This window comes from Acinetobacter sp. CIP 102136 (assembly GCF_000369685.1).
Classification (GTDB): Bacteria; Pseudomonadota; Gammaproteobacteria; order Pseudomonadales; family Moraxellaceae; genus Acinetobacter; species Acinetobacter fasciculus.
The window spans coordinates 1503465-1529603 of record NZ_KB850142.1 but is presented as its reverse complement, the minus strand read 5'-3'; the positions used below and the strand labels follow the sequence as shown (position 1 = coordinate 1529603).

The following is a 26139-nucleotide window of genomic DNA, read 5'->3' as shown; positions in this document are numbered from 1 at the left end:
ATCACTAAATTGGATATTGAACTCAAAACTTATAATCAAAAAATTAATGGAAGAAGAATCGGAATTGTACATGTATTGGGTAGTGTGAAAGCTTTCAAAATCCTTGCTGAAAGATATCGTAACAGAGGAAAAAAACTTGGTTTGAGATTTAATTTGATTGCTGGAATATACAACTTGGAGCTAAGTAAAAAAATGACTTATGAAAGAGCGTTAATAAAAAATATGAAATTTCCGTTAAGATTTATCTTATGTATAGTTTTTAGCGTATAAAGAGTGAATTATGTGACATCCATGTCATAAGATATCTATCAGATTTAAGGTATTTAATTTCTATAGATACGAAGCTTAAACCTTCTGAATAAACAGTTCACGATCAAAACGGTATTGCGGGAAGAACACGCCGTCTTCAGCACGTTCACCTGCACCAATTACCATGACCGGATACTGTTCATCATTCAATTCTAGAATTTCACGAACCATCGGTTCATCAAAACCTTCCATCATACAGCTGTCAAAACCATAAGCACGTAAAGCTAAGACCAGGTTTTCACAAGCAAGCGCCGTCGTTTTGGTCGCCCACAGTTTCGCATCAGCTGGACTGAAAGCAGAAACTGGCATTTGTTTGTCCAGTGTACGGGCAACTTTGAAAGCCACTTTCTTAAAGTTACCAAAAGCATTCAGATAACCAGTCTTATAGTTGTAGGGAATATATTTATAGTATTTCTTAATCGCGGGCGGTGCTTCAGGAAATGGAAATTCATTCACATTACGTTTCGCCATTTCATCGATACGGTCGGTACGTGCGATACAGACAATTAGCTCAGAAGCTGTTTTGGCTGCCAGTTGACTCATACAGGCTTTGACCAGACGTTTTTTCTTGCCCGGATTTTGTACCACATAAAAAGTCCAAGGCTGCAAGTTCGACGAATTTGGTGCCAACAACGCTAGATCCATACAGGCATCCAGAACTTCGACAGGAATTGGCTTTTTGGTAAATTTACGCACTGAACGTCGGCTTTCAATCACCTTACGAAAATTGTCTATATCTATATCTTGAGGTGCAGGTTCGTAATAACGTTTCTTTTCTGGATTTGAACTATCTGTTGTTTGAGAAGAGGTTTGAGAGTTTTGATTTGGCATACTTCAGATTCTTGGAAAAATAAAAGATTGAGGCAGTCTAAACCACCTCGTTGAACTCATAAGTTTGAAAATTAGTTGAATTGTGTGAAATCAGGTTTACGTTTTTGCATAAAGGCTTGAACCGCTTCCAGCATTTCTGGCGAGCCAACACGCTGCATGAAAATTTCTGCTTCATGGTCAATCCATTCCACAATTTCATTCACATTATGTTTCATCAAGGCTTTAGATTGCACCAGTGATGCCAATGGCAGGGCAGAGAGCTGGGCAGCTTGTGCTGCTGCTTTAGTATAAACATCTTCTTCAATGCTATTCACCAGACCTGCGTCGAGTGCTTTTTCGCTATTGAATTTTTGCGCAGTCAGCAATAATTCGGCCGCTTTATGATAACCCGCTTGCTGAATCAACAGCTTGCTTGAAGCACCTTCAGGCGATAGACCCAGACTGACAAATGGAATCTGGAACAGGGCGGTATTGTCACTATAGACCAGATCACAATGCAGTAAGATCGTCACGCCAATGCCGATTGCAACACCACGCACGGCTGCAATCAATGGCTTGGAAAATTTTGCAGCAGATTTCAGTAAAACAAACGGTGGGCCTTCAGCGGCGGGTGCCTGACCTTTCTTCGCAGCAGATTTCATAAAATCCTGCATATCATTGCCCGCACTAAAGTCTGCATCCTGACCACGTAAAACGACCACACGAACTTCAGGCGCCTGATCTGCTTCATCTAAAGCTTTCGCAATCCAGAGATAAAGTTCGCTATATAACGCATTTTTCGCTTCCGGACGATTGATGGCTAAAGTGAGTACACCATGTTCTAAATTCGCATTCAAATGCTCATGAGGTTGTTGAATACAGCTCAGTGTCATCGTACTATCCTTGCTTTAAAACTTAATTTGATTTTATGGGAATGATTATGTCGCATATTTATTGGGGCAGCACAACTCATGAGTCATAAAAAACTGATCCCTTATGAACTATACATTTGATTATCTGGTTTTCATTGGCCGCTTTCAGCCTTTTCATCTGGCGCACATGCAAACGATTAACATTGCCCTGCAACACAGTCAACATGTGATTTTGGCTCTCGGCTCTGCGCAAAATGAACGCAATATCAAAAATCCATTCTTGGCTTCGGAGCGTGAAGCCATGATCCTGTCAAATTTCAGTCCTGAAGATCAAGCTCGGATCAAATTTGTAGAAGTCATTGATGTTTATAATGATGAAAAATGGCAAAAACTGGTGAAATCGCTGGTGAATCAGGTTATTGAACCGGATGCCAAAGTTGGGCTGATTGGGCACTTTAAAGATGATTCTTCTTATTATTTAAAGTTTTTTCCAGAATGGGAAATGGTCGAACTTGACAGCCTGGAAGATGCCTTATCCGCCACGCCGATGCGTGAAGCTTATTATCGTGGCGAAATTCAACGAGATAAATTTCCACAAGGCACGATTGATTTTCTAGAGAATTTCCAAAAAACCACGACCTATCAGCAACTCAGTGAAAAATTTGCCCAGAATGATAAAACCAATCTGCTTTAAAAGTATCAGGTTGTTATGGGTTGATTCATGGTAGTTTGAGCATGCTGTTTCAAACATTCGCCTAAAATTTCCAGGGCAGACGACTGTTCTTTCCAGTGATGCCAATACAAGGGTACTTCAATTCGCATCTCACTCGAAAGTTCAAGCAGTTCACCTGACTCCAGCAAATCCCTGGTTTGATAGTCCGGCAGCCAGCCATATCCTAGACCCATGACAATCGCATCAAAAAATGCATGGGTCGATGGAATAAAGAAATGAGGATATTGAGCAAGGTTCAGGCCAAATTCGTGCTGAATAAACTGGGTATGTAGCTGGTCTTTTTCATTAAAAATAATGGCAGGGGCAAGGCGTAGCGCATCCCGATGTACCCCTTGATGAAACCAGTTTCGGGAAAAGTCAGGGGTGGCGACCAGACGATACTGCATCTGTCCGATCAACTCAGCCCGGCAACCTTTCATTGCCTTACTCTCTGTACTCAAACAGGCATTGACGAGACCTGCTTCTAACAGATGATGAGTCTGTGATTGATCATCCACCTGAAAATGCAACACAATTTTATGCTGGATCAGCTGGGCTTGTAAGGTTGGTAATAGCCAGGTCGCGAGCGAATCAGCATTGGTGGCAATATTCAGACAATAGAAACCTTCCTGTTGCAATTGTCCACCCAAATCCTGCATCAGATTCTGTTCTAGCAAACGTTGATGCTGTAAATAATGCAATAAGGTTTGTCCGGATTGAGTCACACGGCAAGGCCGATCTCTCACCAGAAGCAATTGTCCCAATTTTTTTTCCAGACTTTGAACACGAAGGGTCACTGCCGAGGCAGTAATATTTAGCTGCTCGGCAGCCAGATCGAAACTTCCCGTTTTTGCAACTGCGTAAAAAGCATCACATTGTTTCGCATTCAGCATATCTGTTATCTAAAAATAATTTAGTTAAATTGATATTAACTTAGTTTTAATTAATCGCATCCATTTTGTTGAATAATTCATTTATTCAAAAAAAGGGGAATGTGATGTTCAGTTATATGATGAGTGGTTTTGCAGTGGGAATGAGCCTGATTGTCAGTATCGGTGCACAGAATGCTTTTGTATTAAAACAAGGTTTAAAACAGCAGCATGTGTTCTGGGTCTGTGTGATTTGTGCCTTGTCTGATTCCATTTTAATTCTGCTTGGCGTACTAGGCTTTGCGCGTATCATTGAACATTATCCAGATATTGTTATATTTTCTAAATATATTGGTGCAGGATTCCTGTTTTATTATGGTTTGCATCATGCGATCAGCGCATTTAAATCAACAGAGGTTTTGGCACCAAGTGACCAGCTAACAGAGCATTTTCTACAAGTACTGATGATCTGCCTGGCTTTTACTTGGCTAAATCCGCATGTTTACTTAGACACAGTCATATTGATTGGATCAATTTCAACCCAATACGCCTTAGGAAAATGGTGGTTTGCTTTAGGTGCTGTCTGTGCTTCCTGGTTCTTTTTCTTTAGTTTGGGATATGGGGCAAAGATACTGACGCCTTGGTTCCAGCATCCAAAAGCATGGAAAATACTGGATGCTATTATTGCCTGTACCATGTGGGGCGTCGCGGTGTCATTAATCCTCAGTATTTGATTCAGGCTACAAAAGCCGATAGATCGGTTAAGAAGTTGACCAAGCGTGTCATTTTAGATAGGTATCGAGAATGGTCAGCGCAGAAAACAACTCTTTTCAGTACTGCAAGCACATAGATATTTCAATATATATTGAGCTTAAAATAAACGATCTGTCTGGTATAAAAAAATTTTAAAATCAGAATTTTATAAGATGAAAACAATCTCCTGCTAGCCTAGCAGGGCCACTTATCAGAGAAAAACCAGCACAAGCATTTTGTCCGTTAGTCATGAATGATTTTACAAAAACTTCAATAAACTGGTATAAAAATAACGAAAATCTGTTCGCTCAAAAAACAAGAAAATTTAGTTTCAGATTAAGCCGTGTACTTAAATCCGATCAATAAGAAATTAAACAAGGTGGATTTAAAATTGAAAACAACAATAAAAACTGGGCTCCTTAGCTTGGCGATCTGTTTAGCTTTGACCAGTCAGTCTTTTGCAAGATCATGGACCTTAACTCCCAAAAGTGATGTCGGTTTTGAGATCAAGTCGATGGGTCTTACTGTAGTTAAAGCCAAGTTCAATCAGGTTCAATCCACGATGCAGTTTGATGCTAAAGCACCGCAAAATGCCTCAACCCATCTGGTCATGGATGTGGAAAGTTTAAGCTTTAGTAAGCCGCTATTTAAACATATGATTCTGGGCGAAGACCTATTTTATGTAGAAAAATATAAGACTGTAATTTTTAAAAGTATCCAGTTTAAAGAATTGGGCAATGGCAAATACAATGTTTTAGGTCATTTAACCCTGCGTGGTGTGACCAAGCCTGTGATTTTCGAAACAACCTTTAAACCCAGTATGTCGAATACCAACCTGCTTGATGTTCAGGCATCTGCTGTGATTAACCGTAGGGATTTTGGTATGAAAAAAGGAATTGCCGGGGTAGGAGATAAAGTGAATCTTCATCTTTCGGGACAGTGTGAAATGAACTAGGGTAGATATAAAATACTTGATGATATGACATTTATTGTAAAAAAAGCCCGAATATTTCGAGCTTCTATTTATACACAAGCATGCAATTAAGCAGCTTGTAAAGCTTTTAAATCTTCCAGAACTTGTTCTGCGTGACCTGCTGCTTTGACCTTACGGTATTCTTTGACCAGTTGGCCATTATGGAAAATAAAAGTTGAACGCTCAATGCCCATCACTTGTTTACCATACATGTTCTTTTCTTTAATCACATCAAAGTGATTGCACAACACTTCTTCTTTATCACTGATCAGGTTAATACTCAGGTTCTGCTTTTCAGTAAAGTTCTGATGAGCTTTTACCGAATCACGGGATACGCCAAGAATTGTGGTATTTAAAGCATCGAACTGATCTTTTAAACAGGAAAAGCCAACTGCCTGAGTCGTACAGCCTGGCGTAGAATCTTTAGGATAAAAATAAATCACCAGCCATTCTGTATTTAACTGGGTTAAATTGATTTCGCCTGTCGTCGCAGGAAAATTCTGGTCAAGCAAACTAATTTCAGACATAAAAACTCCTGTTTTCTTTAAATTTTTTCAAAAAAATAAGCCACATTATAGTGGCTTATTTTATCAAAGAATAATCAGATCTTATTTCTTTGGTGCCGCTTGAGCTGATTTCATTGCTTCTTCAGTCAAAGTTTTCAGTTTGCCTGTTAACTGTGGACCAAAGCATGCTTGAAGATCTTTATTCTGCTTCTGTACAAAAGCTAAAGTGCCTGGGCTTTTCTTCTGGTTAATGGTGCTTTGAATTTCCCATTTTTGTGCATTGGTTAATTTGCCATCTGCTTCAATAGCACAACCACAATATTTGCTGACTTCAGCAGATGTCAATTTTTTGCTTTTGCCAGTTTCATTTTTACAAACATTGATCAATGCAGATTTTACATTGGTGCTTTTATAAGCTTGTTGTAATTTGTCATCAGCCGCTTGAGCCGTAGTTGCGAACATAGCAGCAGCTGAAACAATTGCTGAAAGCACGATGCTTGATTTTAAATTCTTCATAAACTCTACCTTGTTATTACGGTATATAACGTGTCGGGTCTTCAACACCTGCGTCCGCAAAACCCTGTTTACGTAAACGACAACTATCGCATTTGCCACAGGCACGTCCTTGGTCATCTGCTTGATAGCATGACACCGTTTGACTGTAGTCTACGCCATGTTCAATACCTAAGCGAATGATATTTGCTTTGGATAAATGTAACAAAGGTGTTTCAAATTTGAGCGCCTGACCCTCTACGCCAACCTTGGTCGCAAGGCGTGCCATGTTGGCAAATGCCTCGATAAATTCCGGACGGCAATCCGGATAACCGGAGTAATCAACCGCATTAATTCCGATGACAATCGCTTCAGCTTCGAACACTTCTGCCGCGGCTAGAGCGTAAGACAAGAAGATAGTATTACGTGCAGGAACGTAAGTAATCGGAATGCCAGCCTGTTCATGGTCGGGTACCTCAATACTATGATCGGTAAGGGCTGAGCCACCCAGATTACCCAGATCAATATTGATCACTCGATGTTCCACACCCGCACGTTGCGTTAAAGCTTTTGCTGCATCCAGCTCGGTCGTTGAACGCTGACCATATCGAAAACTGAGTGCGATACATTCATAGCGTGCCTGTGCCCAAGCCAGACATGTGGTTGAGTCTAAACCGCCAGATAACAGGACAATGGCACGAGGGCGCATAAGCTGATTCTCCAAAAAAATACTTTACAAAAAATTAACGACCAGTTTCATCATTCCATAACAACTTGTGCAGCTGTAACTGGAAACGAACAGGGAGATGGTCTTCTAAAATCCACTGAGCCAAATCACGTGCCAGTGGCGGTAAACGAACCGCACCTTTTTCGACCGCAAATGCAGGCGAAAACCAAACTGTACTCACTTTGTCTTGAAGTTGGTACTGTTCAAGTTGTTGTTTTGACCATTCATAATCTTCACGATTGCATATTACGAACTTGATTTGATCATGTGCAGTTAAATGATCGAGATTAGCAAGCAAATTCCGTGCAACTTCACCTGAATTTGGTGTTTTTAAATCTAAAACTTTAGAAATACGTGAATCCACTTTGGACACATCTAAAGCGCCACTGGTTTCAAGTGAAACCTGACATCCTAAATCTGCAAGTCGCTGCATCAGGGGTAGGGCATTTGGTTGTGCCAGTGGTTCACCACCGGTCACACAGACATAAGGGGTTTTAAAATCTAGCGTGGTCTGGATAATATCGTCCAGAGACTGACGCTCACCGCCTTCAAAGGAATAGGTGGTATCACAATAGCTACAACGTAATGGACAACCGGTTAAACGGATAAATACCGTTGGCAGTCCTGCGGCATTGGCTTCACCTTGCAATGAATAGAAAATCTCCGTAATGCGTAAACCCGCAGACGGATCAGAGACAGGAATTGCGGAAGATCGAAGCGTATTCATAACAAAACTAACCAATGAGAAATAAATAACCGGATATAAAAATAAAAATCCCTACGATTATTACTAATCGTAGAGACGAGGAGCAGTTGAAGCTCCGAGGAACACAAATGTGTCCTCTAAGTTAAGACATCTTAGTCTTCACGTAATAGATCGTTCAGACTTGTTTTAGAACGAGTTTGTGCATCAACTTTTTTCACGATGATGGCAGCATACAGGCTGTAAGTGCCACACTTAGAAGGGAGGCTACCAGCAACAACGACTGAACCTGCTGGTACACGGCCGTAGTGGATTTCGCCAGTGGTACGGTCATAAATCTTGGTCGATTGACCAATGAATACACCCATTGAAATTACAGAACCTTCTTCAACGATTACGCCTTCAACGATTTCAGAACGTGCACCGATAAAGCAGTTATCTTCAATAATGGTTGGATTCGCTTGCAGTGGTTCAAGCACACCACCAATCCCTACACCACCTGACAAGTGAACATTTTTACCAATTTGCGCACATGAACCGACAGTTGCCCAGGTATCAACCATCGTGCCTTCATCTACATAAGCACCGATGTTGACATAAGAAGGCATCAAGATCACGCCTTTGGCCTGGAAAGAACCTTTACGTGCGACAGCAGGTGGTACGACACGTACACCAGCAGCCTTAAATTGTTCTTCAGTCCAACCTGAGAATTTAGTCTCTACTTTGTCATAGAAACGAAGATCACAAGCTTCCATTGGTTTGTTGTCGTTCAATTTAAATGATAACAATACCGCTTTTTTAATCCATTGATGAACAACCCATTCACCATCGATTTTTTCAGCAACACGTAAAGTACCATTGTCTAGACCAGCAATTACTTCCTCAACTGCTTGACGGATTTCAGCAGAGCAATCTGCAGCTGTAAAATTCGCACGGTCTTCAAACGCTTGTTCAATGATTGTTGAAAGCTGCGACATGATCTTCCTTCCAGAAAAAAATTTTCTAGATTTTACACTATATTGCAGGAAAAATAGTTGAAAGCACTAAAAATAGATGAAAAATAACCAAAAGTGTAGAAAGCGTGAAATTATTAAAGTGATAAGTATACTTTTTCATTATGTTGAAATGTAGGAGAAGTGTTAGAAAATGCTTGGTTCTGAACAAGAAAAATTAATTTGTATCAAAAAATAACAAAAGATGAGCAAAATGCGAATAAAAAATATTTTTTAAGTCCTTTATATTGAGCCTATCACGAATAACTAATGATCAAAATAAGTTCTTTTGAGGAGAGAAATAATGAAATCTTTACATAACATTTTAGCAGTATCAGTCTTAGCTCTAGCAGCGAGTTCTGCGATGGCTGCTGATGAAACAATCGTAACAGATGAAGGCGTTGCTGAATTCTCTTTCTTTAAACCAGCTTCTGTTCGTGCTGAAGTCGGTACTACCGGTTATGGTGGTGCAATTTCCTGGAGTGCTAACCCATATGTAGGTGTCACTTTAGGTTATAACGGCGGTGATATTTCCTGGTCTGATGATTTATCAATCAATGGTTCTGATTATGACCTAGATATGGACAATAACCTGACTTATCTAAATGCTGAAATTCGTCCTTGGGCAAACTGGTTCTATATGGCGGCTGGGGTAGGTTATATTGATAATGATTATGGTCTAGAACGTCGTCCAGGTACTAATGCTTCATTTACAGTAGGTGGAGAACGCTTTAGCAATCCAACTGGTGCCGATGTTCGTATTAGTGGTGATTTATCCTACAAGAACAACATTGCTCCTTATGTAGGTATCGGTTTTTCTCCCGCGATTACTAATCGTTGGGGAGTATTTGGTGAAATTGGTGCCTACTATAATGGAAATCCAACTGCAAATTTAACTGCTAATCCAGAAGCTTTAATAGCAGTAGGCCCAGGAAGCGAAGGTAACAGTTTAGAAGATGCTCTTGCTCAAGAAGAACGTGATATTCGTAACGACAATAAATACGAATGGTTACCAGTAGCGAAACTAGGTGTGAGCTTCCGCTTCTAAGATTTAACTTAATATAAAAAAACGGGCTTCGGCCCGTTTTTTTATATTTTTAGAACAATTTTAAAAGTGATAACCCAGTTTCAAAGCTAGGATCAAAGCACTATTTTCAGAAACTGCAGATAAACCTGCAATCTGTGGCGTCATAGGTTCGGATGAGGAAATTTCAGGTTTTTGAAACTTTAAATAATATAGTCCAGTAGCAATATCCCAGGTTTCTTGAATCTTATAAAGATGACCTAGTCCGATACCCCAATAGCCATCACTCGGATTCAAGGTTGAAGCCGGATTTCCTGTACCAGAATCCCATAAAAGTTCAATCGAATTTATGCCAAAAGATGACCATTGATGGGCAAGTCCGATTTTGCCAGACCATTGATCCTCACGATAATCAATCATTCTAAAAGGTTTTACTTCAGGGAACTGTAAGGCCGCATAGTCAATTACAGCGCCAAATTTAGGTGGCTGGATCACGAAATTCTGCCAGTTTGACCAACGCAGCGTGCCATAGAGCGCATTTTGATCAGTTAAAGCTGTCTGAAAATCCAAGTTCACAGACTGTGGAGTTTGAATTTCTGTATAAGGTGCTGGATTTGTACCTACAATAATTGATTCAGTGGTTTTATTGTGATGAGTAATTGCAGAACGATAGGTCAGTGCGGTTCTAAAAAAATATTCAGGAATCTGATAACTGATTACTGCAAGCCAGCCCCAAGCGGGATCTCGTTCAAATGTGGCTCGATAACCATTGAATATATAAAATGTCTGCCCGGCTAAATATAAATTTCCCTCTAAGCTTTGATAACTTAGCCCTGTATAAAAATTCCAGTCAGCGTCTGGTTGAAAGCCAATTAATGAGGTCAAATTATGGCTCTCAAACTGAATGGTAGCAGCCTCAATGGGAAGTGCCGCACCTGCAAAAACAGGATCATAATGATAAGCGATATCTATAGAATAAGGCCGATCATAAATCAGTCCCCACGACACTTGAGGATTTAACTGGAATTTTAATGCGGCATTGGAAACCCATTGGCTATGGGCAAGATTTCCTGTAGAAAAATCGATGATGCCTAATTGTTGTAGCTCTTCGGTATGTTGTACCTGACCGCTGATATCAGGGCGAACCCAGGCCAATGAAACTTCAGCATAATGATTTTTTTCAAAAAACGATTGGATGCTTTGGTTAGATTGTTCAAACGCTGCTGCATAACCTGACCCGGAGAAAAACAAGCCCACGGAGAAAAGAGCAAATTTATTATTGATCATCTTGGTATAATTCAATTTATTATGCATGTGATTATGCTTGATATTTATATTCTTTATCTACTCAAAAAATAAAAAAGAGGCCAATGAGCCTCTTGAGTTTAAAGCCTGAATTTAGTTCAGTCGTCTGGATAGGCGACTTTTTTAAGTGCTTTAATATTGGCATCTGGCGAGCATAGGGAAATAAACTCGTAGCCATAGCCACGCAGTAAATGTCCTTTACGTACCGCAATCCAGGTGGTATTGACACCAAAAATGTCGGTTTTAATTTGCTTTAAACGATAATCGCGCTCAGGGTTATAAGCGACATCGTTGACGATACCCACGCCCATGTTCATTTCGACATAGGTTTTAATCACATCGGCATCGAGTGCGGACATCACGATATTGACATCAAAGCCGGCTTCTTCAAAAGCAGTATCAATCTTGGAACGACCGGTAAAACCACCATGATAGGTAATAATCGGGTAGTGAGCCAGATCTTCAATCCGGATGTTTTCCTTACTCGCCAGCGGATGATTTTGCGGCGTAATAATACTGTGTTGCCAGTTATAATAAGGCACGCTGGCCAGATTGTCTTCAGTCGTCAGGGCTTCAGTCGCAATACCGATATCGGCTTGGCCTTCCAGCAGCATTTCCGTAATTTCCATCGGGCTGGCCTGTTGCAAAATCAAATGTACTTTAGGGAATTCTTTTTTGAATTGGCTGACAATTGGTGGCAACACATAACGCGCCTGGGTATGCGTCGTGGCAATCGTCAATGTGCCTTCATCGACTTTATTGAAATCATCGGCCAGACGTTTGATATTGTCGGCATCGACCAGCATGCGTTCCACAATGCCTAAAAGTGCCTGACCTGGTTCGGTTAAGCCCAGTAGACGTTTACCTTTACGGATAAATAACTGCACCCCCAGTTCATCTTCCAGATCTTTAATATGCTTACTTACCCCGGACTGTGAAGTATAAAGCGCAGCAGAAGCTTCAGTTAAATTAAAGTTTTGTCTAACCGTTTCTCGTATAATTCTTAATTGTTGGAAATTCATAATTCTCTTACCCTAGAAGAGGATGGGGCATTTTAAAGCCCCATCTTTTGATCTTAAGCGACCTGGTTTTCAAATAAATGCAAGTTCACCGCACTTAACCAAACAGTTTGATTTGGGCGGAATTGGTGCGCTCTCGCTTCATCAGGCGTCAGTAAAATTTCAATCAGATTGCCTTGACGGTCATTTAGCTCTGCAACGACTTTACCCGCGATCCATAATTCACGAATGAAAGTCGCTTGAATGGCATTGTCGTGTGGCTGTGCATGAATGCGTAGTTCATCTGGACGCGCGAATAAAATCACTTCACCTTGAGCGGCATTTTTTGCACCCTCAAATTGAATGCGGTCTTCGCCGAGTTGGATGAGGCCGCCATGGTTCTGACCTTCAAAACGGTTCGCCTGACCCAAAAAGTCGAATACAAATGGAGTTTTCGGGGTTTCATAGACCTCACGCGGTGAACCGATCTGCTCTACATTGCCTTTGTTCATTACTACGATCTGATCTGCAACTTCAAGTGCTTCTTCCTGATCATGAGTCACGAAGATCGAAGTAATATGCAATTCGTCATGCAGGGTACGTAACCAGCGACGCAGTTCCTTACGCACTTTGGCATCCAGTGCACCGAAAGGTTCATCTAGTAATAATACACGTGGTTCAACGGCCAGAGCACGTGCAAGGGCAATACGCTGACGCTGACCCCCAGAAAGTTGAGCTGGATATCGGTCAGCAAGGAAACCGAGCTGAACCAAGTCGAGTAAACGTGTCACACGTTTTTTAATTTCCGCTTCCGATGGACGAGTTTTACGTGGACGCACACGCAGGCCAAAGGCAATATTGTCAAATACCGTCATATGGCGGAACAAGGCATAGTGCTGGAATACAAAACCAACTTCACGCTCCCGTACATGCACATTGGTAGCATCTTCGCCCTCAAGAATAACCTGACCGCCATCTGCTGATTCCAGACCGGCAATAATCCGTAGCAAAGTGGTTTTACCACAGCCTGATGGACCAAGAAGTGCGACCAGTTGACCATCTGGGAAATCCAGCGAGATATTTTTAAGTGCATGGAATGCACCAAAGTGTTTTTCAATATTTTGTACTTGAATACTCATGTGGGCATTCCTTAAGAAACTGTTGAATCTTCATTACGTTTGTCTTGTTTTTCCTGGCGCAGTTCCACCCATGTTTTTAAAATCAGGGTCACAATTGCGAGGAGAGCCAGAAGCGAAGACACGGCAAACGCAGCACTAAAGGTATATTCGTTATAAAGAATTTCGACGTGTAGCGGCAAGGTATTGGTTTCACCACGGATATGGCCGGAAACCACCGACACCGCACCAAATTCACCCATGGCCCGCGCATTACACAGAATCACGCCATAGATCAGACCCCATTTGATATTGGGCAGGGTCACTTTCCAGAAAGTCTGCCAGCCAGATGCACCGAGTACAATCGCAGCTTCTTCTTCTTCGGTTCCTTGTGCTTCCATTAACGGAATTAGCTCACGCGCAACAAAAGGTACCGTAATAAAGATAGTCGCTAGGACAATCGCAGGCACTGCATAAAGGATCTTGATATCGTGATCCATCAGCCAAGAGCCCATCCAGCCTTGGGTACCAAAAATCAGTACCAGCATCATACCCGCAATCACAGGTGAAACAGAGAAAGGGAGATCAATAATGGTCGTCAGGAATGATTTACCTGGAAAGTTAAACTTCGCCACAGACCAGGCTGCCGCAACACCAAATACGACGTTGAGCGGTACTGCGATTGCAGCCGTCAGCAAGGTAAGTTTTACTGCCGACAGAGTATCCGGATGCACCAGCGCTTGGGTATAAACGCCAACCCCTTGTTTAAAGGCTTCAACAAAAACCAGAATCAAGGGCAGAATCAGGCAGCTTAAAAAGAAGATTAAGGCAATAGTGAGCAGCGTATAACGTACCCAAGTTGGCTCACGGGTTGCATCACGGGATTGCAACTTTTCAGCCAGCGCATTGCTGTTGGTATTTAAACTCATCGCGCAGTTCTCCCGGTACGACGGCTAGCCCATGCCTGTAATAAGTTAATCAGGAATAGCATCACGAAGGAAATCAGTAGCATGACGACAGCAATCGTGGTTGCACCGGCATAGTCATATTCTTCTAGGCGAGAAATAATCATTAACGGTGCAATTTCCGTTTCAAAAGGCTGGTTACCGGCAATAAAGATCACCGAACCATACTCACCGACACCACGGGCAAAGGCCAAAGCAAAACCAGTGATCAGCGCAGGCAGAAGAATTGGAAAAATCACTTTGGTCACAATCTGAAAACGGTTGGCACCCAATGCAGATGCAGCTTCTTCCAGTTCAGTTTCCAGATCACTCAGTACCGGTTGGACGGTACGCACCACAAAAGGCAGGCCAATAAAGATCAATGCCAATGTAATACCAATCGGGGTATAAGCGACTTGAATGCCAATTGGTTCTAAATATTGACCAATCCAGCCGGTCGGTGCATATAAAGAGGTCAGGGCAATACCCGCAACTGCAGTTGGCAAGGCAAATGGCAAATCTACCAGAGCATCGACTATGCGTTTGCCCGGAAAGCTGTAACGTACCAGACACCACGCCAGCAACAGGCCAAAAACTACATTGACCAGTGCAGCGACAATGGCCGCGGTGAAACTTAACTGCAATGATTTCAAGATACGTTCAGAGCTCAGGATTTCCCATAAGCCATCCCAGCCAATGCCCAGTGATTTAATAAAAACAGCTGACAGCGGGATCAAAACGATTAATGACAAATACGCTAGGGTAAAGCCTAGAGAAAGACCAAATCCTGGCAGCACTCGGGATCGCTGCGACATGATTACTCCTCAGAAGAGAGAAAGCTGATTGAAGTCAATCAGCTAAAATAAAAAAACAATTTGGGCACAAGCATAATTTGCAGCGACTAAAATGCAAATTTAAAATAACACTTGCTCTCATCAACTTTGCTGATATGGGGCATAGTGTTTTCTGAAATCAAATAGTGTTCAATTTCAGGAAAAGGGCCAAAACCAGAAGCGACATTGACATGACCGACTGCACCCAGATTAATTGGTTTGATTTTCCAGGTTTGGGCCAGTATGTGGGCATCTTCAAAACTTAACCAGGGATCATTTTCACTGATCAATAACGTGGTGGGCACCTGAAGCTTGAGCTGTTGAAAATAGGTGCTGTAGTCAGTCTGACTGTCGCGCGAAAAACCATTTTCCCCAAATCGTGCCGGATTAGCTGGTGCCACCAATAGCAGATTTTTTACTTTTGCATTGAGTTCGGGATGTCGGGCAAGGGCCGCAATACTGGTCAGACAGCCAAAGCTGTGTGCGACAATCTGAACCTCTGCTGGAATGGCTTGCAGAGTTTTGACAAATTCTGCTACCCAGATATCCAGTACCGGATGATTCCAGTCCTTTTGCTGCACACGGGAGCATCGCATCAGCCGGTGCTGTAAGCAGGTTTGCCAGTGGTTGTATTCACTGCCACCTACACCAGGAACGATAAGCGTATGAATCATGTCGATGCTCCTATATCAATCAGCTTGGAAAATTATTTCGCGCTGTTGGCTTTAACGATCTGGTCAAATACACCACCATTTTCAAAGTGAGCCTTTTGTACTTTGTTCCAGCCGCCAAATTCCTGATCAACCGTCACCAGTTTTAATGGCTTAAATACTTGGCTGTATTTGGCCAGTACTTTGGCATTACGTGGACGATAATAATGTTTACCTGCCAGGTCTTGACCCAATGGCGAATACAGGAAGTTCAAATAACCTTGAGCCAAGTGCTGGTTGCCTTTTTTCTTGGCATTTTTTTCTACAATCGCCACCGGTGGCTCAGCCAGAATCGACAGAGAAGGGGTAATAATTTCAAACTTGCCCGGCTGTTCGCGAAGGGCTAAATGCGCTTCGTTTTCCCATGCGAGTAAAACATCCCCAATGCCACGTTCAGCAAAGGTCGTGGTTGAACCACGTGCCCCGGAATCCAGAACTTTGGTATTTTTATAAATTTTACGAACAAATTCTTGCGCAGTCTTATCGTTGCCGCCCGCCTGATGTTTGGCCCAAGCCCAAGCCGCCAGATAATTCCAGCGTGCACCGCCTGAAGTTTTCGGGTTTGGGGTAATGATCGCTACGCCCGGTTTGACCAGATCACCCCAGTCCTTAATCTCTTTCGGATTGCCTTTACGCACCAGGAACACGATGGTTGAAGTATAAGGCGTCGAGTTTTGCGGCAATTTCTTCTGCCAGTCCGCAGGTAACAGTTTAGCTTTTTCTGCCAGCACATCAATATCGGCAGCCAATGCTAACGTTACGATATCTGCATCCAGACCATCAATCACGGCACGTGCCTGTTTGCCTGAACCGCCATGCGATTGCTTGAAATTGATTTTTTGACCGGTACGGCTTTCCCAATATTTGCCAAAATTCTTATTTACATCTTCATACAGTTCACGGGTCGGATCATAGGATACATTGAGAAAATCACGTGCTGCTGCACCAAATGAGGTTGCCGAGATAACAGCTGCTAAAACCCCAAGTTTTAATGTGTTTGAAATGCTCATCTGGACTGAATCTCTGATATGTTCTGTAACATAAGCGCAGAATAAACTTATTCTTTATGCATAAAAAATAATTAAAAATGAATTTTATATGAAAAAAAGAGATAAATAAGCTCTTAAGTGTTTGAAATAAGAATGGCCTTATGAATAAAGGCCATAATGAACTGCATTTAAAGTATTATTTTGCGTGATTGGTTTTGACAATCTGATCAAACACACCACCATTGTCAAAATGCTGTTTCTGAACCTTGGTCCAGCCACCAAATTCTTTATCAATGGTGACCAGTTTTAAGGACTTGAATACGGTACTGTATTGCTTTAATACATTCGCATTACGTGGACGGTAAAAGTTTTTCGCCGCCACAGTCTGTCCAGCAGGTGAATAGAGGTAATTTAAATAGGCTTTGGCCAGATGTTCATTACCATCTTTCTTGGCATTTTTTTCTACGATTGCCACGGGTGGTTCAGCCAGAATAGACAGAGAAGGAGTAATGATTTCAAATTTTCCCGGCTGTTCGCGGACGGCCAAATGTGCTTCATTTTCCCAAGCCAGTAATACATCCCCAATCCCGCGTTCAGCGAAAGTCGTGGTAGCACCACGTGCACCCGAATCCAGTACTTTGGTTTGTTTGTAGATTTGACGGACAAAGTCTTGTGCTTTGGCATCATTGCCACCTTTCTGGTGTTTGGCCCACGCCCAGGCAGCCAGATAATTCCAGCGTGCACCACCTGAAGTTTTTGGGTTCGGGGTAATAATGTCTACGCCTGGTTTAACCAGGTCTCCCCAGTCTTTGATTCCTTTTGGATTGCCTTTACGTACAAGAAAAACGATGGTTGAAGTATAGGGTGTCGAATTCTGCGGGAATTTCTTTTGCCAGTCTTTAGGCAGCAAACCACGTTCTGCAATTTCATCAATATCTGCTGCCAGTGCCAGTGTTACAACATCGGCACCCAGTCCGTCAATCACGGCACGTGCCTGTTTGCCTGAACCGCCATGTGACTGTTTATAGTTAATATCCTGACCGGTGGTTTTTTTCCAGTATGCGCTGAATTCCTTATTGAAATTGTCATATAATTCACGAGTCGGGTCATATGAAACGTTTAGGAAATCTTTTGCAGAGACACTAAAAGCGCTTGCTGATACCAGTGCTGCCAATACCCCAATTTTTAATTTACGAATGCTCATTTTTTCCTCAAGTTTTTTAGCTTTTGTTAGATGAGGCAAGAATAGCTTGAGTTTTTTTGCATAAAAAATAATTAAAAAAGAATTGGATGTGAGTAAAAAAGATATATAGGTGAAGCCTGAATCTGACTGCTCAATTTTTCATTTTAGAGGCTGCAAAATATGCTGTATTTAAAAAATGCCCAACAGGTCAGCCAGATAGATGTGCTGGATCGTGGCTTTCATTATGGTGATGGCTGTTTTACCACGGCCCGGATTCGGCATAACCGGATTGAATTATATGATCGTCATCTGGCACGTTTGCACATTAGCAATCAGAAATTAAGCCTGAATGCCAATCTTGATCTGATTGCAGAAAGCTTACAGATTTTACGTGCATCAGAACATGAACTGAATGGCACATTGAAAATCGTGCTGAGTCGTGGAATTGGTCAGCGCGGTTATAGCTTGCCGGATCATCCTGCAGATCTCTGGCTATTTTATTATCCTCAAACCGTACAGGATTTTAAGTTTGAACAGATTCAAAGTGGCGTATTGCAGCAGGCAGTGGGATTGACTATGCCCAGTCTGGTTGGACTGAAAACCCTGAACCGCCTGGAGCAGGTTTTACTGAAACAGGAAGCAGATCAACGCGGCTGGCCTGAGGCAATAGTGACAGATGTACAAGGTGGCATTGTCGAAGGGGTGAGCAGTAATTGTTTCATTCTTATAAAGAATACATGGATTACGCCAGAACTCCGTTATAATGGCGTCTTCGGTGTCATGCGTGCAGAAATTCTACAACGTATGCAAGATCAGGGTATTGTCTATGAGCAACGATATATCGGTATGGATGAAATTTCCCATATTCGGAGTCTGTTTTTCTGCAATGCACTCAGCCCGATGAAAATTGTCACACAATTTGAGCAGCGCGCCTTGGATGGCAATGCTTGTATTGAACTTTTTAACCGTCTTCGATTAAACCAGATGTCTTAATATGTCAGCTTCCAAACCTAAAGCCAAAAAGAAAAATAAAGCGAGATTCTCCTCATCTTTCAAAGGAATTGCCTTGGTCCTGATGGGGATTGTTTTGATCTTGGCGTTGATCCTGAAAAGCAGTTTGTGGAAGGATTATCCTGTAGAAGGAAAAAAACAGCTGCTCGCGATCGAATCTGGTCAAACCTATTCCGGTTTTATTGATCGTCTGGCCACAGAAGATCAGGTGAGTTTCCCGATCATTCTCAAGCTGTATCAGCGCATCATGATTCATGACACCATGAAAGCGGGCGTGTATGAAGTACGCCAAGGCATGAGCATCCGTCAGGTCTTGGAGATGATTTCCGATGCAGACAATGCCCAGATGAGCCGGATTCTGGTAATTGAAGGCACGACCTTTAAGCAACTGATTGATGCCCTGAAGAAAAATGATTTAGTCACCAAAGAAGTACTGCATCTGCCTACTGAGCAATTACTCAAAGAATTGAATATTCCGTTTTCACATCCTGAAGGGCTGTTTGCACCGGATACTTATTTCTTTGCCAAAGGTGAAACTGACCGTAAAATTCTGACCAATCTGTATCAGCGCCAGATGAAAGCACTGGATGAGGCGTGGGCGAAGCGTGCAACTGATCTGCCGTATCAGAATAAATATGACGCGCTGATCATGGCCTCAATCATTGAAAAAGAGACCAGTGTGGATCGTGAATTGGAACAGGTTTCTGGGGTATTTGTACGCCGTTTAAAAATTGGCATGCGTTTACAGACCGATCCAACAGTGATTTATGGCATGGGTGACAGCTATAACGGCAATATTACTCGCAAGGATTTACGCACACCGACGCCGTATAACACCTATACCATTTCAGGTTTGCCGCCAACACCGATTGCCTTGCCAAGCAAGAAAGCCATTGAAGCAGCCATGCATCCGGATAATTCTGACAACCTGTATTTTGTCGCTACCGGTAATGGTGGGCATAAATTCACGAGCAATCTGAATGACCACAATAAAGCCGTACAGGAATATCTGACGATTTTACGCTCGAAAAATAAGGAATGAGTATGTTTATTAGCTTTGAAGGCACAGAAGGTGTAGGTAAAACCACGCTCATTCGTTCGATCTATGAAGATTTTATCGCACAGGGCAAAGATGTTATTTTGACTCGTGAACCCGGTGGAACCCCGATGGCTGAGCAGATTCGCTCGCTGTTGCTGGCTGTGAACCATGAAGAAGCCATGGCGCATGATACCGAGCTGTTATTGATGTATGCGGCGCGTGCCCAGCATCTGGCACAAGTGATTCTGCCCGCATTAGAAGCTGGGAAAATTGTCTTATGTGACCGTTTTAGCGACTCATTATATTCCCTTTTTTTAGATGTAAACAAAGATAGAGTGCTTAAACATACTGTATTTTAAGTGTTAAAGGAATTTTTTTAAAAAATTTGTCTATAAAAGTAAACTCATTAAGTTTTTAAAATTTATTATCTATTTGGAAACCTAGTAACTTTAATTTTAGCTAAAATTTAGTCATCACTATCCTGTAAATGTAAACATAACTAAAACTTAAGTTGGCTCAGGAAATGTAATATGACTATTTTCTACCTTTTAATTACTTATGAATACTTATAGTTAAGTTCTAAATTTAAGGCTTCTGATAACACTTTTGTGAGCGGTCAAGTTTTATAAGGGAGCCTAGAGAATCAATGCATAGTGAGGAATAATTAACTTTTGGAACCTTTTCTGAATACGTATGGCAAACATTTTGATCAATATCCATTTCAATATCAATTTTCTCTTTAGGTTTTATTTCGAAATTCTGAGTTGTCCGTTGCCCTGATTCACACGAATATGCTCTATCACCTGTTCGAGTATGAACATACATGTTACTTTTTGAATTATTATAAAATGTGACTTTTCTTGGTGCGCTCTTTGTGACATTCTCAAGACCATAAGTTTTTAAGAGTTGCTCTTTTAAGTTAATTGGTGCAATGCATTTAACATGTAAATCAGTTTTAACATCCATCCAACCTCTCTTTCTATCAAAAATATTTCCATGAGGTCGAGCCTTAACTTCAACACGCACAGTATCCATATTAGTTTTTGCTTTTTCTATAATATCTAATGTTTTTTTATATTCTTCCTTCAGACGATCTTCTAATTGTTTATCATTATTTTTTCTGTAAGCATCCGGCTAACACAGCCTTACCAAGCGATCCTATAAACCTTAATTTAGTTCCCACCTAAAAACAAGTGGGGACTTAATCCATGAACATGGATATATATTCAGCAACACCTCCTGTTGCTAAAAAACGCCGAAAATACAGCAAAGAATTCAAACTCAGTATTGTCAATGCCTGCAAAAATCCTAATACCTCGATCGCTTCGGTCGCACTGCAACATAGTATTAATGCCAACCTTGTCAGTCGTTGGATCAGGATCTTCAGCCATCATGAGGGTGCCGTGCAGGATCCTACTCATGTGAATCCAGCATTTATTGCTTTGCCTTACACTGCTGCAATCAGCCAACCTATTGATGAGAGGATCACGTTGTGTATCACCGTGCCTCATACGAATAATGATATTCAGCTAAAATGGCAGACATCAGAAATACCTGCCTTGGCAGAATTACTCAAGGCACTTGCAACATGATCCGCATTGATGAAATCTGGTTGTCTACTCAGCCCATGGACATGCGTGCAGGTATGGATACGACCATGGCTCAGGTGGTGAGAGCCTTTGGCTACATCAAACCGCATTGTGCTTACCTGTTCTGTAATAAACGTGGCCATCGCATGAAAGTGCTGGTACATGATGGATTGGGCATCTGGCTGTGTGCCCGGCGGCTGGAACAGGGCAAATTTCACTGGGCTCAAGTTCACCAAGGTGAAACCGTGGCCCTCAGCCCGGAACAGTTACAGGCACTGATCCAAGGTTTGCCCTGGCAGCGCATTGGACGACAGCAGGTGGTGACGATGCTTTAAACCAGGCTCGACCATTCTGCTATTCTCCAAACGTTCTATTTCATTCTTCTCATGACCTCAGGCATACTGCGGTCATGAATACGCTGCCTGACTTAAGCCAACTGACCCATGAACAACTGCTGGAATTCACCAGGCAGTTGGCGCTGCAGCATCAGTCTCTAGCACAATCAAACCAACAATTGGATGCCAAAGTTCAACATCTTTCTATTCTCAATCAAAAATACGAGCATGAACTGGCGCTGTTTAAAAAGCACAAATTCGCCCAAAAGAATGAACACTTAACGGCAAAACAAATCCATCTGTGGGATGAAGCGGTTGAAGAAGATATTGCCGCGGTTGATCTAGAACTGGAACGGCTAAATGCAGATAAAACCAATGCAGCGACACAGAAAGCCAAAACCAATAAACCTAAACGTCGACCACTGCCAGATCATCTACACACCATCCGTATTGAGCATGAACCTGCATCAACCCAATGTGCTTGTGGCTGCCAACTCCGTCGTATCGGCGAAGATGTCAGTGAAAAACTGCATTTCAGACCGGCACAGTTCTATAAGGAACAGCATGTGCGTGGTAAATGGGTCTGTGATCAGTGTGACACTCTGACTCAGCAAGCGATGCCCGCCTATGTGATTGATAAAGGCATTGCTTCACCTGAATTGCTCAGCCATGTGCTGGTATCGAAGTATGCCGATCATTTGCCGCTGTACCGTCAGCGCCTGATCTATCAGCGGGCTGGCATTGATCTGTCCAGATCCACTTTATCTGACTGGATAGGTCGCTGCGGTGTAGAACTGGAACCTCTGGCCAATGCCTTAAAAGAGGTGGTGCTGCAACAGCGGGTGCTGCATGCAGATGAAACACCGGTCACCATCATGCGGATGGGTGAGAATAATAAAAAACCGAAGAAAGGTTATGTCTGGGCCTATGCCACCACACAGTATAATCCAGTTCAGGCGGTGATCTATGACTTTCAGGATAGTCGTTCAGGCCAGCATGCTGAAGAGTTCTTGAAAGGCTGGCAGGGCTATCTAGTCTGTGATGATTACAGTGGTTATAAAGCACGTTTTAAATCAGGCCAGGTGATTGAGGTGGGGTGCATGGCCCATGCACGTCGTAAATTCCATGAACTGCATGTAACTGGGAAAAGTCAGGTTGCTGAACAGGCCTTAGTGCTGATTCAGAAACTGTATGCGATAGAAGCAGAACTCAGGAAAAAGACCGATGGTACAGCGGAAGACCGCCGCGAATACCGACAACAGCATAGTCAACCAGTGATGCAACAACTATATGAATGGCTCAACCAACATCATCTGACAGTGCCATCGAGTTCTCCCACCGCCAAGGCTATCAATTACACTCTGAAGCGTTGGCCAGCCTTAAGCCGCTATCTGGATGATGGCAATCTACCGATATGCAACAATTGGGTAGAGAATCAGATGCGTCCCTGGGCGTTGGGACGCAAGAACTGGCTGTTTGCAGGTTCGCTGCGCAGTGGTCAGCGAGCGGCAAACATCATGACTTTAATCCAGTCAGCAAAGCTGAATGGCTTGGATCCGTATGCCTATTTAAGTGATGTGCTGAAAAGGTTACCGACACACAAAGTGACCCAAATTGAAGAATTGCTGCCGCACTGCTGGAAACCTAAATCGAATTAAAAAATAGGTATGGGATTCAGCGGACGCTTACATTTCTTCAAGCTGAGGTGATGCTGTAGCTTTAGAGATAAAATTAATTAAATAGCGACAAACAGATTTACACATTTCAAAAATCATTTTTTCAGCCATAGCTACTGCTTCTTCATTTGAAGATTTTTCCTTTTCTTGAATTATAGAAATCATGAACTCCTTTAAGTCATTATCGGATTTCATCAATACATCTAAGAAAAAGGATAGAGACTTGAGACCTAAGCTATAACTAGAATCTAGTAAATTCTCTAGTCTACTGCGGTTGAAAGATCCATATTTGTTCTTCGCTATCTGCCCTAGTACTTCAAGACATCTAAAAATAGTATGAGCTTCATTAATTTCATTGAGTTCAATATTTTGATCAAGGCTATCTTTAATTTCACTATTATTTTCTTTGTTATCAAGGGAATTAATAGCGGATTCTAAAACGTCTTCTGATTCTGGTCTGTTATCTTTTAAAGTGAGTTGTTTACTTCTTTCATCATATATATTTTTATTTTCTAAACGAATTTGTTTAATTTCCTGATTTAAAATTTGTTTAAATTTTAAATTTAAATCTTGATTTTGATCAAGGGTTAAGTAATGAGGTGTGCTATTTATTAATAGATTTGAACTGTAATCTAAAATATTGTCAATAAAATCAGTAGAATTTGAGTGATGAACCAAAAATATTAGAATATTAGCACTTTCTTCTGTATGAATAGTGTCGCATAGTTCTTTAATTAAACTAGTAAGAGTATTTTGGTTGGTAGCTATATATTTTGAGCAAGAAAAGTAATATATATATTTTTGTGAAAAAATATAATCTAAATTTTCATCTAAATATAAAATATTTGATTCAATTAGTGTTTTTTTGATATCTAAATTAATAACATAATCTTTATGATAGTCTTTAATTAAATTATCTAATCTTTCATTGGATATACTTTTGGCTCTATTTTCAAACATGTTGTATGAAAGATGGGATAAAAAATTTAAAATACTATCAAAGTCATGATGATTTACATTTGACTTATGTAATAGACTTAAAATTAGTGTGTTATAACAATGTCCATAAGAAGTTAGAGAGAAGTCTCTAGAAACATTTAAATTATCTAAGGTCTGAATAATAGTAAGAATATACATTGGCTTAGCGTCCATTACATTCTTTCTAAGTAACAGATCAAAATGATTAGTAACAGTATCAATTTTCCTTAAAAAATCTGCATCATTTTGTACATAAGGAGTTTCAATTCCAATCCCATACCACTTACTATATAGCTCATTTCTTTTAACGTGACCTAGATTTTTTATTTCAAAAATTTCAAAATTTACATTTAAATGTTTTGATCTATCTCCAAAAAAATATTGTTTATCTACAAAAAAATAAATTTTCTTAAAAAAACTAGTTATAGACTTTAAAAAATCATTTTCATATTTTTCACTAATTTGTAAATTATGGAAGTCGTCAATTAATAAAACAAAATTTTCTAGATTCTTATCATATTCAATATTATATTTATTTGAACAAATTTTAAGAAGTTGCTCTGCACTATAATGTTTAATATCTGTTGACTTTAAAGTGACGACTTGATAACCCTTTTTAAATAAATCGTGAGAATATTTTTTTAATAAGGCAGTTTTTCCAGATTTATCTGATCCGATAAAATAACAATAATTATATTTTTCGAGAATACTTTCTGAAGAAATTTGTTTGTAGTTAATTACATCATTACTATTTATATGTTCCAAATCAGGATAAATAAAAACATCATCCAGGATCACATGATCTTTATGAGGATGTTTTATACTTATTCCTAGGTCATGAATGTAATTATGAAATTTTTCAGATTGGTCAAAGATCAGAGCTGATGCTAGATGATCTTTTTTTTTTTCAATATCTACAGTTCTATTTCTCTCAATTTGACTCATCAATTGATCTACTACTGTTAAATAGACAGAACTTATATTCTCATACTTTGATACAGGACCACCATCTTCAGGAGCACATTTTATTTTTCCAAAATATGTTCTTTTCCAAAGGCAATCCTCAGCAATAATTGGAAAAATTTTAGAGTTATCAATTACTTGCTTTTCAATTGCAACTTCTAACTCTTTTCTAATACAGTAATCTGAGTTTAAATATTCTGTACTAACTAAACACACGACTATATCTGCAGATTGAAGATGTTCTTGGATAGTTCCATCTAAATCCTGACCTATGTCAACTTGTTGATCTGTAAAGATTTCTATATTATTGAATTTAGCAATAGCGCCTAAATGGGACATTAATGCATTGAAGTGAATGTCATTTGCATGACAATAACTAATAAAAATTTTAGTAGAATGTTCCATATTTTTTTTGTTTAAGAAGATATTATTTATATATTACAAAATAAAACAAACCAATAACAGTTGTTTTAATCTTTTTTAAATCAGAGTTGGATGGGAATCCAGAATGCGAATTAGAGTCGCTGCAGGACCAGTAGGATAGCGACGACATTATCCCAGTTAAACAAAAATAATTAAGATAAAAATATCTAGATTTTTTATTAATTTAGGATATATTTATTAATGTTGACTTATTGAACCGCTGCCAAACTCTGGCAAACATCTCAATGAGGCTTCCCGAGTAGTGCACATCACACCGATATCAGCAGGGAACTTGACACGATGGAC

Annotated in this window: 27 protein-coding genes and 3 pseudogenes; 11 read left to right on the top strand and 19 right to left on the bottom strand. The window is 40.8% G+C overall.

The features are described 5' to 3' along the window. Window positions 1-84: 84 nt before the first annotated feature. Window positions 85-183, top strand: a pseudogene (locus F893_RS18310) (IS5/IS1182 family transposase); the annotation flags it as partial. Between the two features lie 162 nt (window positions 184-345). On the opposite strand, the gene F893_RS12780 reads toward F893_RS18310, so the two are convergent. Both F893_RS12780 and F893_RS12775 read right to left on the bottom strand, forming a co-directional pair. Continuing rightward, window positions 346-1140, bottom strand: coding sequence for a nitroreductase family protein (locus F893_RS12780; protein WP_004731701.1), 795 nt, complete (start codon window positions 1138-1140; stop codon window positions 346-348). Between the two features lie 71 nt (window positions 1141-1211). Then, window positions 1212-2012 (bottom strand): enoyl-CoA hydratase-related protein, encoded by an 801-nt coding sequence (locus F893_RS12775; protein WP_004731699.1) that lies wholly within the window; start codon window positions 2010-2012, stop codon window positions 1212-1214. Window positions 2013-2115: 103 nt separating this feature from the next. On the opposite strand from F893_RS12775, the gene F893_RS12770 reads away from it, so the two are divergent. Continuing rightward, window positions 2116-2685 (top strand): nicotinate-nicotinamide nucleotide adenylyltransferase, encoded by a 570-nt coding sequence (locus F893_RS12770; protein WP_004731698.1) that lies wholly within the window; start codon window positions 2116-2118, stop codon window positions 2683-2685. 5 nt (window positions 2686-2690) lie between these two features. Here F893_RS12770 and F893_RS12765 read toward each other — a convergent pair whose 3' ends face one another. After that, window positions 2691-3596 carry a LysR family transcriptional regulator ArgP gene (locus F893_RS12765; RefSeq protein WP_004731695.1) on the bottom strand — a complete coding sequence of 302 codons (906 nt, stop codon included), beginning with the start codon at window positions 3594-3596 and terminating at the stop codon, window positions 2691-2693. Between the two features lie 104 nt (window positions 3597-3700). Between F893_RS12765 and F893_RS12760 the strand changes: the two genes are divergently transcribed. Both F893_RS12760 and F893_RS12755 read left to right on the top strand, forming a co-directional pair. Then, on the top strand, window positions 3701-4306 hold the full coding sequence (locus F893_RS12760) for a LysE/ArgO family amino acid transporter (RefSeq protein ID WP_004731693.1): 606 nt from the start codon (window positions 3701-3703) through the stop codon (window positions 4304-4306). 410 nt (window positions 4307-4716) lie between these two features. After that, on the top strand, window positions 4717-5280 hold the full coding sequence (locus F893_RS12755; protein ID WP_004731691.1) for a YceI family protein: 564 nt from the start codon (window positions 4717-4719) through the stop codon (window positions 5278-5280). Window positions 5281-5366: 86 nt separating this feature from the next. On the opposite strand, the gene F893_RS12750 is transcribed toward F893_RS12755, so the two are convergent. From F893_RS12750 to dapD, 5 genes are all read right to left on the bottom strand, one after another. Next, window positions 5367-5825: a peroxiredoxin gene (locus F893_RS12750; RefSeq protein WP_004731690.1), complete on the bottom strand. Its 459-nt coding sequence runs from the start codon at window positions 5823-5825 to the stop codon at window positions 5367-5369. Between the two features lie 81 nt (window positions 5826-5906). Further along, entirely contained in the window at window positions 5907-6320 is a 414-nt protein-coding gene (locus tag F893_RS12745; RefSeq protein ID WP_004645640.1) for a hypothetical protein, read from the bottom strand. A 16-nt stretch (window positions 6321-6336) separates the two neighbouring features. Then, window positions 6337-7005: a 7-cyano-7-deazaguanine synthase QueC gene (gene queC / locus F893_RS12740; RefSeq protein WP_004731688.1), complete on the bottom strand. Its 669-nt coding sequence runs from the start codon at window positions 7003-7005 to the stop codon at window positions 6337-6339. A gap of 34 nt (window positions 7006-7039) precedes the next feature. Next, window positions 7040-7750 (bottom strand): 7-carboxy-7-deazaguanine synthase QueE, encoded by a 711-nt coding sequence (gene queE, locus F893_RS12735; protein ID WP_004731687.1) that lies wholly within the window; start codon window positions 7748-7750, stop codon window positions 7040-7042. A 131-nt stretch (window positions 7751-7881) separates the two neighbouring features. Continuing rightward, window positions 7882-8703, bottom strand: coding sequence for a 2,3,4,5-tetrahydropyridine-2,6-dicarboxylate N-succinyltransferase (gene dapD, locus F893_RS12730; protein ID WP_004731685.1), 822 nt, complete (start codon window positions 8701-8703; stop codon window positions 7882-7884). Window positions 8704-9022: 319 nt separating this feature from the next. Between dapD and carO the strand changes: the two genes are divergently transcribed. Then, window positions 9023-9766 (top strand): ornithine uptake porin CarO, encoded by a 744-nt coding sequence (carO, locus tag F893_RS12725; protein ID WP_004731683.1) that lies wholly within the window; start codon window positions 9023-9025, stop codon window positions 9764-9766. Window positions 9767-9826: 60 nt separating this feature from the next. Here carO and F893_RS12720 read toward each other — a convergent pair whose 3' ends face one another. The 8 genes from F893_RS12720 to F893_RS12685 form a co-directional block, all read right to left on the bottom strand. Further along, complete coding sequence (locus F893_RS12720; RefSeq protein ID WP_004731681.1) at window positions 9827-11056, bottom strand: outer membrane protein transport protein; 1230 nt, start codon at window positions 11054-11056, stop codon at window positions 9827-9829. 89 nt (window positions 11057-11145) lie between these two features. Continuing rightward, window positions 11146-12069 (bottom strand): CysB family HTH-type transcriptional regulator, encoded by a 924-nt coding sequence (locus F893_RS12715; RefSeq protein ID WP_004731679.1) that lies wholly within the window; start codon window positions 12067-12069, stop codon window positions 11146-11148. A 53-nt stretch (window positions 12070-12122) separates the two neighbouring features. Next, the gene (locus tag F893_RS12710) at window positions 12123-13184 is read right to left on the bottom strand and encodes a sulfate/molybdate ABC transporter ATP-binding protein (protein WP_004731677.1); all 1062 of its coding nucleotides are present in this window, start codon (window positions 13182-13184) and stop codon (window positions 12123-12125) included. An 11-nt stretch (window positions 13185-13195) separates the two neighbouring features. Further along, the gene (gene cysW / locus F893_RS12705) at window positions 13196-14089 is read right to left on the bottom strand and encodes a sulfate ABC transporter permease subunit CysW (RefSeq protein WP_004279077.1); all 894 of its coding nucleotides are present in this window, start codon (window positions 14087-14089) and stop codon (window positions 13196-13198) included. Further along, window positions 14086-14919: a sulfate ABC transporter permease subunit CysT gene (gene cysT / locus F893_RS12700; RefSeq protein ID WP_004279076.1), complete on the bottom strand. Its 834-nt coding sequence runs from the start codon at window positions 14917-14919 to the stop codon at window positions 14086-14088. Before cysT ends, cysW begins: the two co-directional genes overlap by 4 nt. An 86-nt stretch (window positions 14920-15005) precedes the next feature. Further along, window positions 15006-15611: an RBBP9/YdeN family alpha/beta hydrolase gene (locus F893_RS12695; RefSeq protein WP_004731675.1), complete on the bottom strand. Its 606-nt coding sequence runs from the start codon at window positions 15609-15611 to the stop codon at window positions 15006-15008. A gap of 32 nt (window positions 15612-15643) precedes the next feature. Next, a complete protein-coding gene (locus tag F893_RS12690) occupies window positions 15644-16657 on the bottom strand; it encodes a sulfate ABC transporter substrate-binding protein (RefSeq protein ID WP_004731673.1) in 1014 nt (337 codons plus the stop codon). Between the two features lie 175 nt (window positions 16658-16832). Then, complete coding sequence (locus F893_RS12685) at window positions 16833-17840, bottom strand: sulfate ABC transporter substrate-binding protein (RefSeq protein WP_004279073.1); 1008 nt, start codon at window positions 17838-17840, stop codon at window positions 16833-16835. 159 nt (window positions 17841-17999) lie between these two features. Between F893_RS12685 and pabC the strand changes: the two genes are divergently transcribed. The 3 genes and pseudogenes from pabC to tmk form a co-directional block, all read left to right on the top strand. Continuing rightward, a complete protein-coding gene (pabC, locus tag F893_RS12680; protein ID WP_004279072.1) occupies window positions 18000-18812 on the top strand; it encodes an aminodeoxychorismate lyase in 813 nt (270 codons plus the stop codon). 1 nt (window position 18813) lies between these two features. Then, complete coding sequence (gene mltG, locus F893_RS12675) at window positions 18814-19872, top strand: endolytic transglycosylase MltG (RefSeq protein ID WP_004279071.1); 1059 nt, start codon at window positions 18814-18816, stop codon at window positions 19870-19872. A gap of 2 nt (window positions 19873-19874) precedes the next feature. After that, a pseudogene (gene tmk, locus F893_RS12670) lies at window positions 19875-20177 on the top strand (dTMP kinase); the annotation flags it as partial. 277 nt (window positions 20178-20454) lie between these two features. On the opposite strand, the gene F893_RS12665 reads toward tmk, so the two are convergent. Further along, window positions 20455-20904, bottom strand: coding sequence for a hypothetical protein (locus F893_RS12665; RefSeq protein ID WP_005252366.1), 450 nt, complete (start codon window positions 20902-20904; stop codon window positions 20455-20457). A gap of 173 nt (window positions 20905-21077) precedes the next feature. On the opposite strand from F893_RS12665, the gene F893_RS12660 reads away from it, so the two are divergent. The 3 genes from F893_RS12660 to F893_RS12650 all read left to right on the top strand — a co-directional run bounded on the left by F893_RS12660 (window position 21078) and on the right by F893_RS12650 (window position 23451). After that, window positions 21078-21461, top strand: a complete 384-nt coding sequence (locus F893_RS12660; RefSeq protein WP_001055585.1) for a transposase — start codon at window positions 21078-21080, stop codon at window positions 21459-21461. Beyond that, window positions 21458-21793, top strand: a complete 336-nt coding sequence (gene tnpB, locus F893_RS12655; protein WP_000618091.1) for an IS66 family insertion sequence element accessory protein TnpB — start codon at window positions 21458-21460, stop codon at window positions 21791-21793. Before F893_RS12660 ends, tnpB begins: the two co-directional genes overlap by 4 nt. A 74-nt stretch (window positions 21794-21867) precedes the next feature. Beyond that, a complete protein-coding gene (locus F893_RS12650; RefSeq protein ID WP_005080957.1) occupies window positions 21868-23451 on the top strand; it encodes an IS66-like element ISAba25 family transposase in 1584 nt (527 codons plus the stop codon). Between the two features lie 27 nt (window positions 23452-23478). On the opposite strand, the gene F893_RS12645 is transcribed toward F893_RS12650, so the two are convergent. Beyond that, entirely contained in the window at window positions 23479-25815 is a 2337-nt protein-coding gene (locus F893_RS12645) for a TIR domain-containing protein (RefSeq protein ID WP_005252365.1), read from the bottom strand. 75 nt (window positions 25816-25890) lie between these two features. Further along, window positions 25891-25959 (bottom strand): annotated as a pseudogene (locus tag F893_RS17925) (transcriptional regulator); the annotation flags it as partial. Window positions 25960-26139: the final 180 nt, after the last annotated feature.

Coding starts and splice junctions, on each gene's coding strand:
- F893_RS12775 (WP_004731699.1), bottom strand. CDS start 2,012: ATGACACTGAGCTGTATTCAACAACCTCATGAGCATTTGAATGCGAAT.
- tnpB (WP_000618091.1), top strand. CDS start 21,458: ATGATCCGCATTGATGAAATCTGGTTGTCTACTCAGCCCATGGACATG.
- F893_RS12780 (WP_004731701.1), bottom strand. CDS start 1,140: ATGCCAAATCAAAACTCTCAAACCTCTTCTCAAACAACAGATAGTTCA.
- F893_RS12690 (WP_004731673.1), bottom strand. CDS start 16,657: ATGAGCATTTCAAACACATTAAAACTTGGGGTTTTAGCAGCTGTTATC.
- F893_RS12685 (WP_004279073.1), bottom strand. CDS start 17,840: ATGAGCATTCGTAAATTAAAAATTGGGGTATTGGCAGCACTGGTATCA.
- F893_RS12665 (WP_005252366.1), bottom strand. CDS start 20,904: ATGGATACTGTGCGTGTTGAAGTTAAGGCTCGACCTCATGGAAATATT.
- F893_RS12660 (WP_001055585.1), top strand. CDS start 21,078: ATGAACATGGATATATATTCAGCAACACCTCCTGTTGCTAAAAAACGC.
- F893_RS12715 (WP_004731679.1), bottom strand. CDS start 12,069: ATGAATTTCCAACAATTAAGAATTATACGAGAAACGGTTAGACAAAAC.
- queC (WP_004731688.1), bottom strand. CDS start 7,005: ATGCGCCCTCGTGCCATTGTCCTGTTATCTGGCGGTTTAGACTCAACC.
- mltG (WP_004279071.1), top strand. CDS start 18,814: ATGTCAGCTTCCAAACCTAAAGCCAAAAAGAAAAATAAAGCGAGATTC.
- F893_RS12770 (WP_004731698.1), top strand. CDS start 2,116: ATGAACTATACATTTGATTATCTGGTTTTCATTGGCCGCTTTCAGCCT.
- F893_RS12745 (WP_004645640.1), bottom strand. CDS start 6,320: ATGAAGAATTTAAAATCAAGCATCGTGCTTTCAGCAATTGTTTCAGCT.
- F893_RS12645 (WP_005252365.1), bottom strand. CDS start 25,815: ATGGAACATTCTACTAAAATTTTTATTAGTTATTGTCATGCAAATGAC.
- F893_RS12695 (WP_004731675.1), bottom strand. CDS start 15,611: ATGATTCATACGCTTATCGTTCCTGGTGTAGGTGGCAGTGAATACAAC.
- pabC (WP_004279072.1), top strand. CDS start 18,000: ATGCTGTATTTAAAAAATGCCCAACAGGTCAGCCAGATAGATGTGCTG.
- dapD (WP_004731685.1), bottom strand. CDS start 8,703: ATGTCGCAGCTTTCAACAATCATTGAACAAGCGTTTGAAGACCGTGCG.
- F893_RS12765 (WP_004731695.1), bottom strand. CDS start 3,596: ATGCTGAATGCGAAACAATGTGATGCTTTTTACGCAGTTGCAAAAACG.
- F893_RS12750 (WP_004731690.1), bottom strand. CDS start 5,825: ATGTCTGAAATTAGTTTGCTTGACCAGAATTTTCCTGCGACGACAGGC.
- cysT (WP_004279076.1), bottom strand. CDS start 14,919: ATGTCGCAGCGATCCCGAGTGCTGCCAGGATTTGGTCTTTCTCTAGGC.
- queE (WP_004731687.1), bottom strand. CDS start 7,750: ATGAATACGCTTCGATCTTCCGCAATTCCTGTCTCTGATCCGTCTGCG.
- F893_RS12760 (WP_004731693.1), top strand. CDS start 3,701: ATGTTCAGTTATATGATGAGTGGTTTTGCAGTGGGAATGAGCCTGATT.
- F893_RS12720 (WP_004731681.1), bottom strand. CDS start 11,056: ATGCATAATAAATTGAATTATACCAAGATGATCAATAATAAATTTGCT.
- F893_RS12650 (WP_005080957.1), top strand. CDS start 21,868: ATGAATACGCTGCCTGACTTAAGCCAACTGACCCATGAACAACTGCTG.
- carO (WP_004731683.1), top strand. CDS start 9,023: ATGAAATCTTTACATAACATTTTAGCAGTATCAGTCTTAGCTCTAGCA.
- cysW (WP_004279077.1), bottom strand. CDS start 14,089: ATGAGTTTAAATACCAACAGCAATGCGCTGGCTGAAAAGTTGCAATCC.
- F893_RS12710 (WP_004731677.1), bottom strand. CDS start 13,184: ATGAGTATTCAAGTACAAAATATTGAAAAACACTTTGGTGCATTCCAT.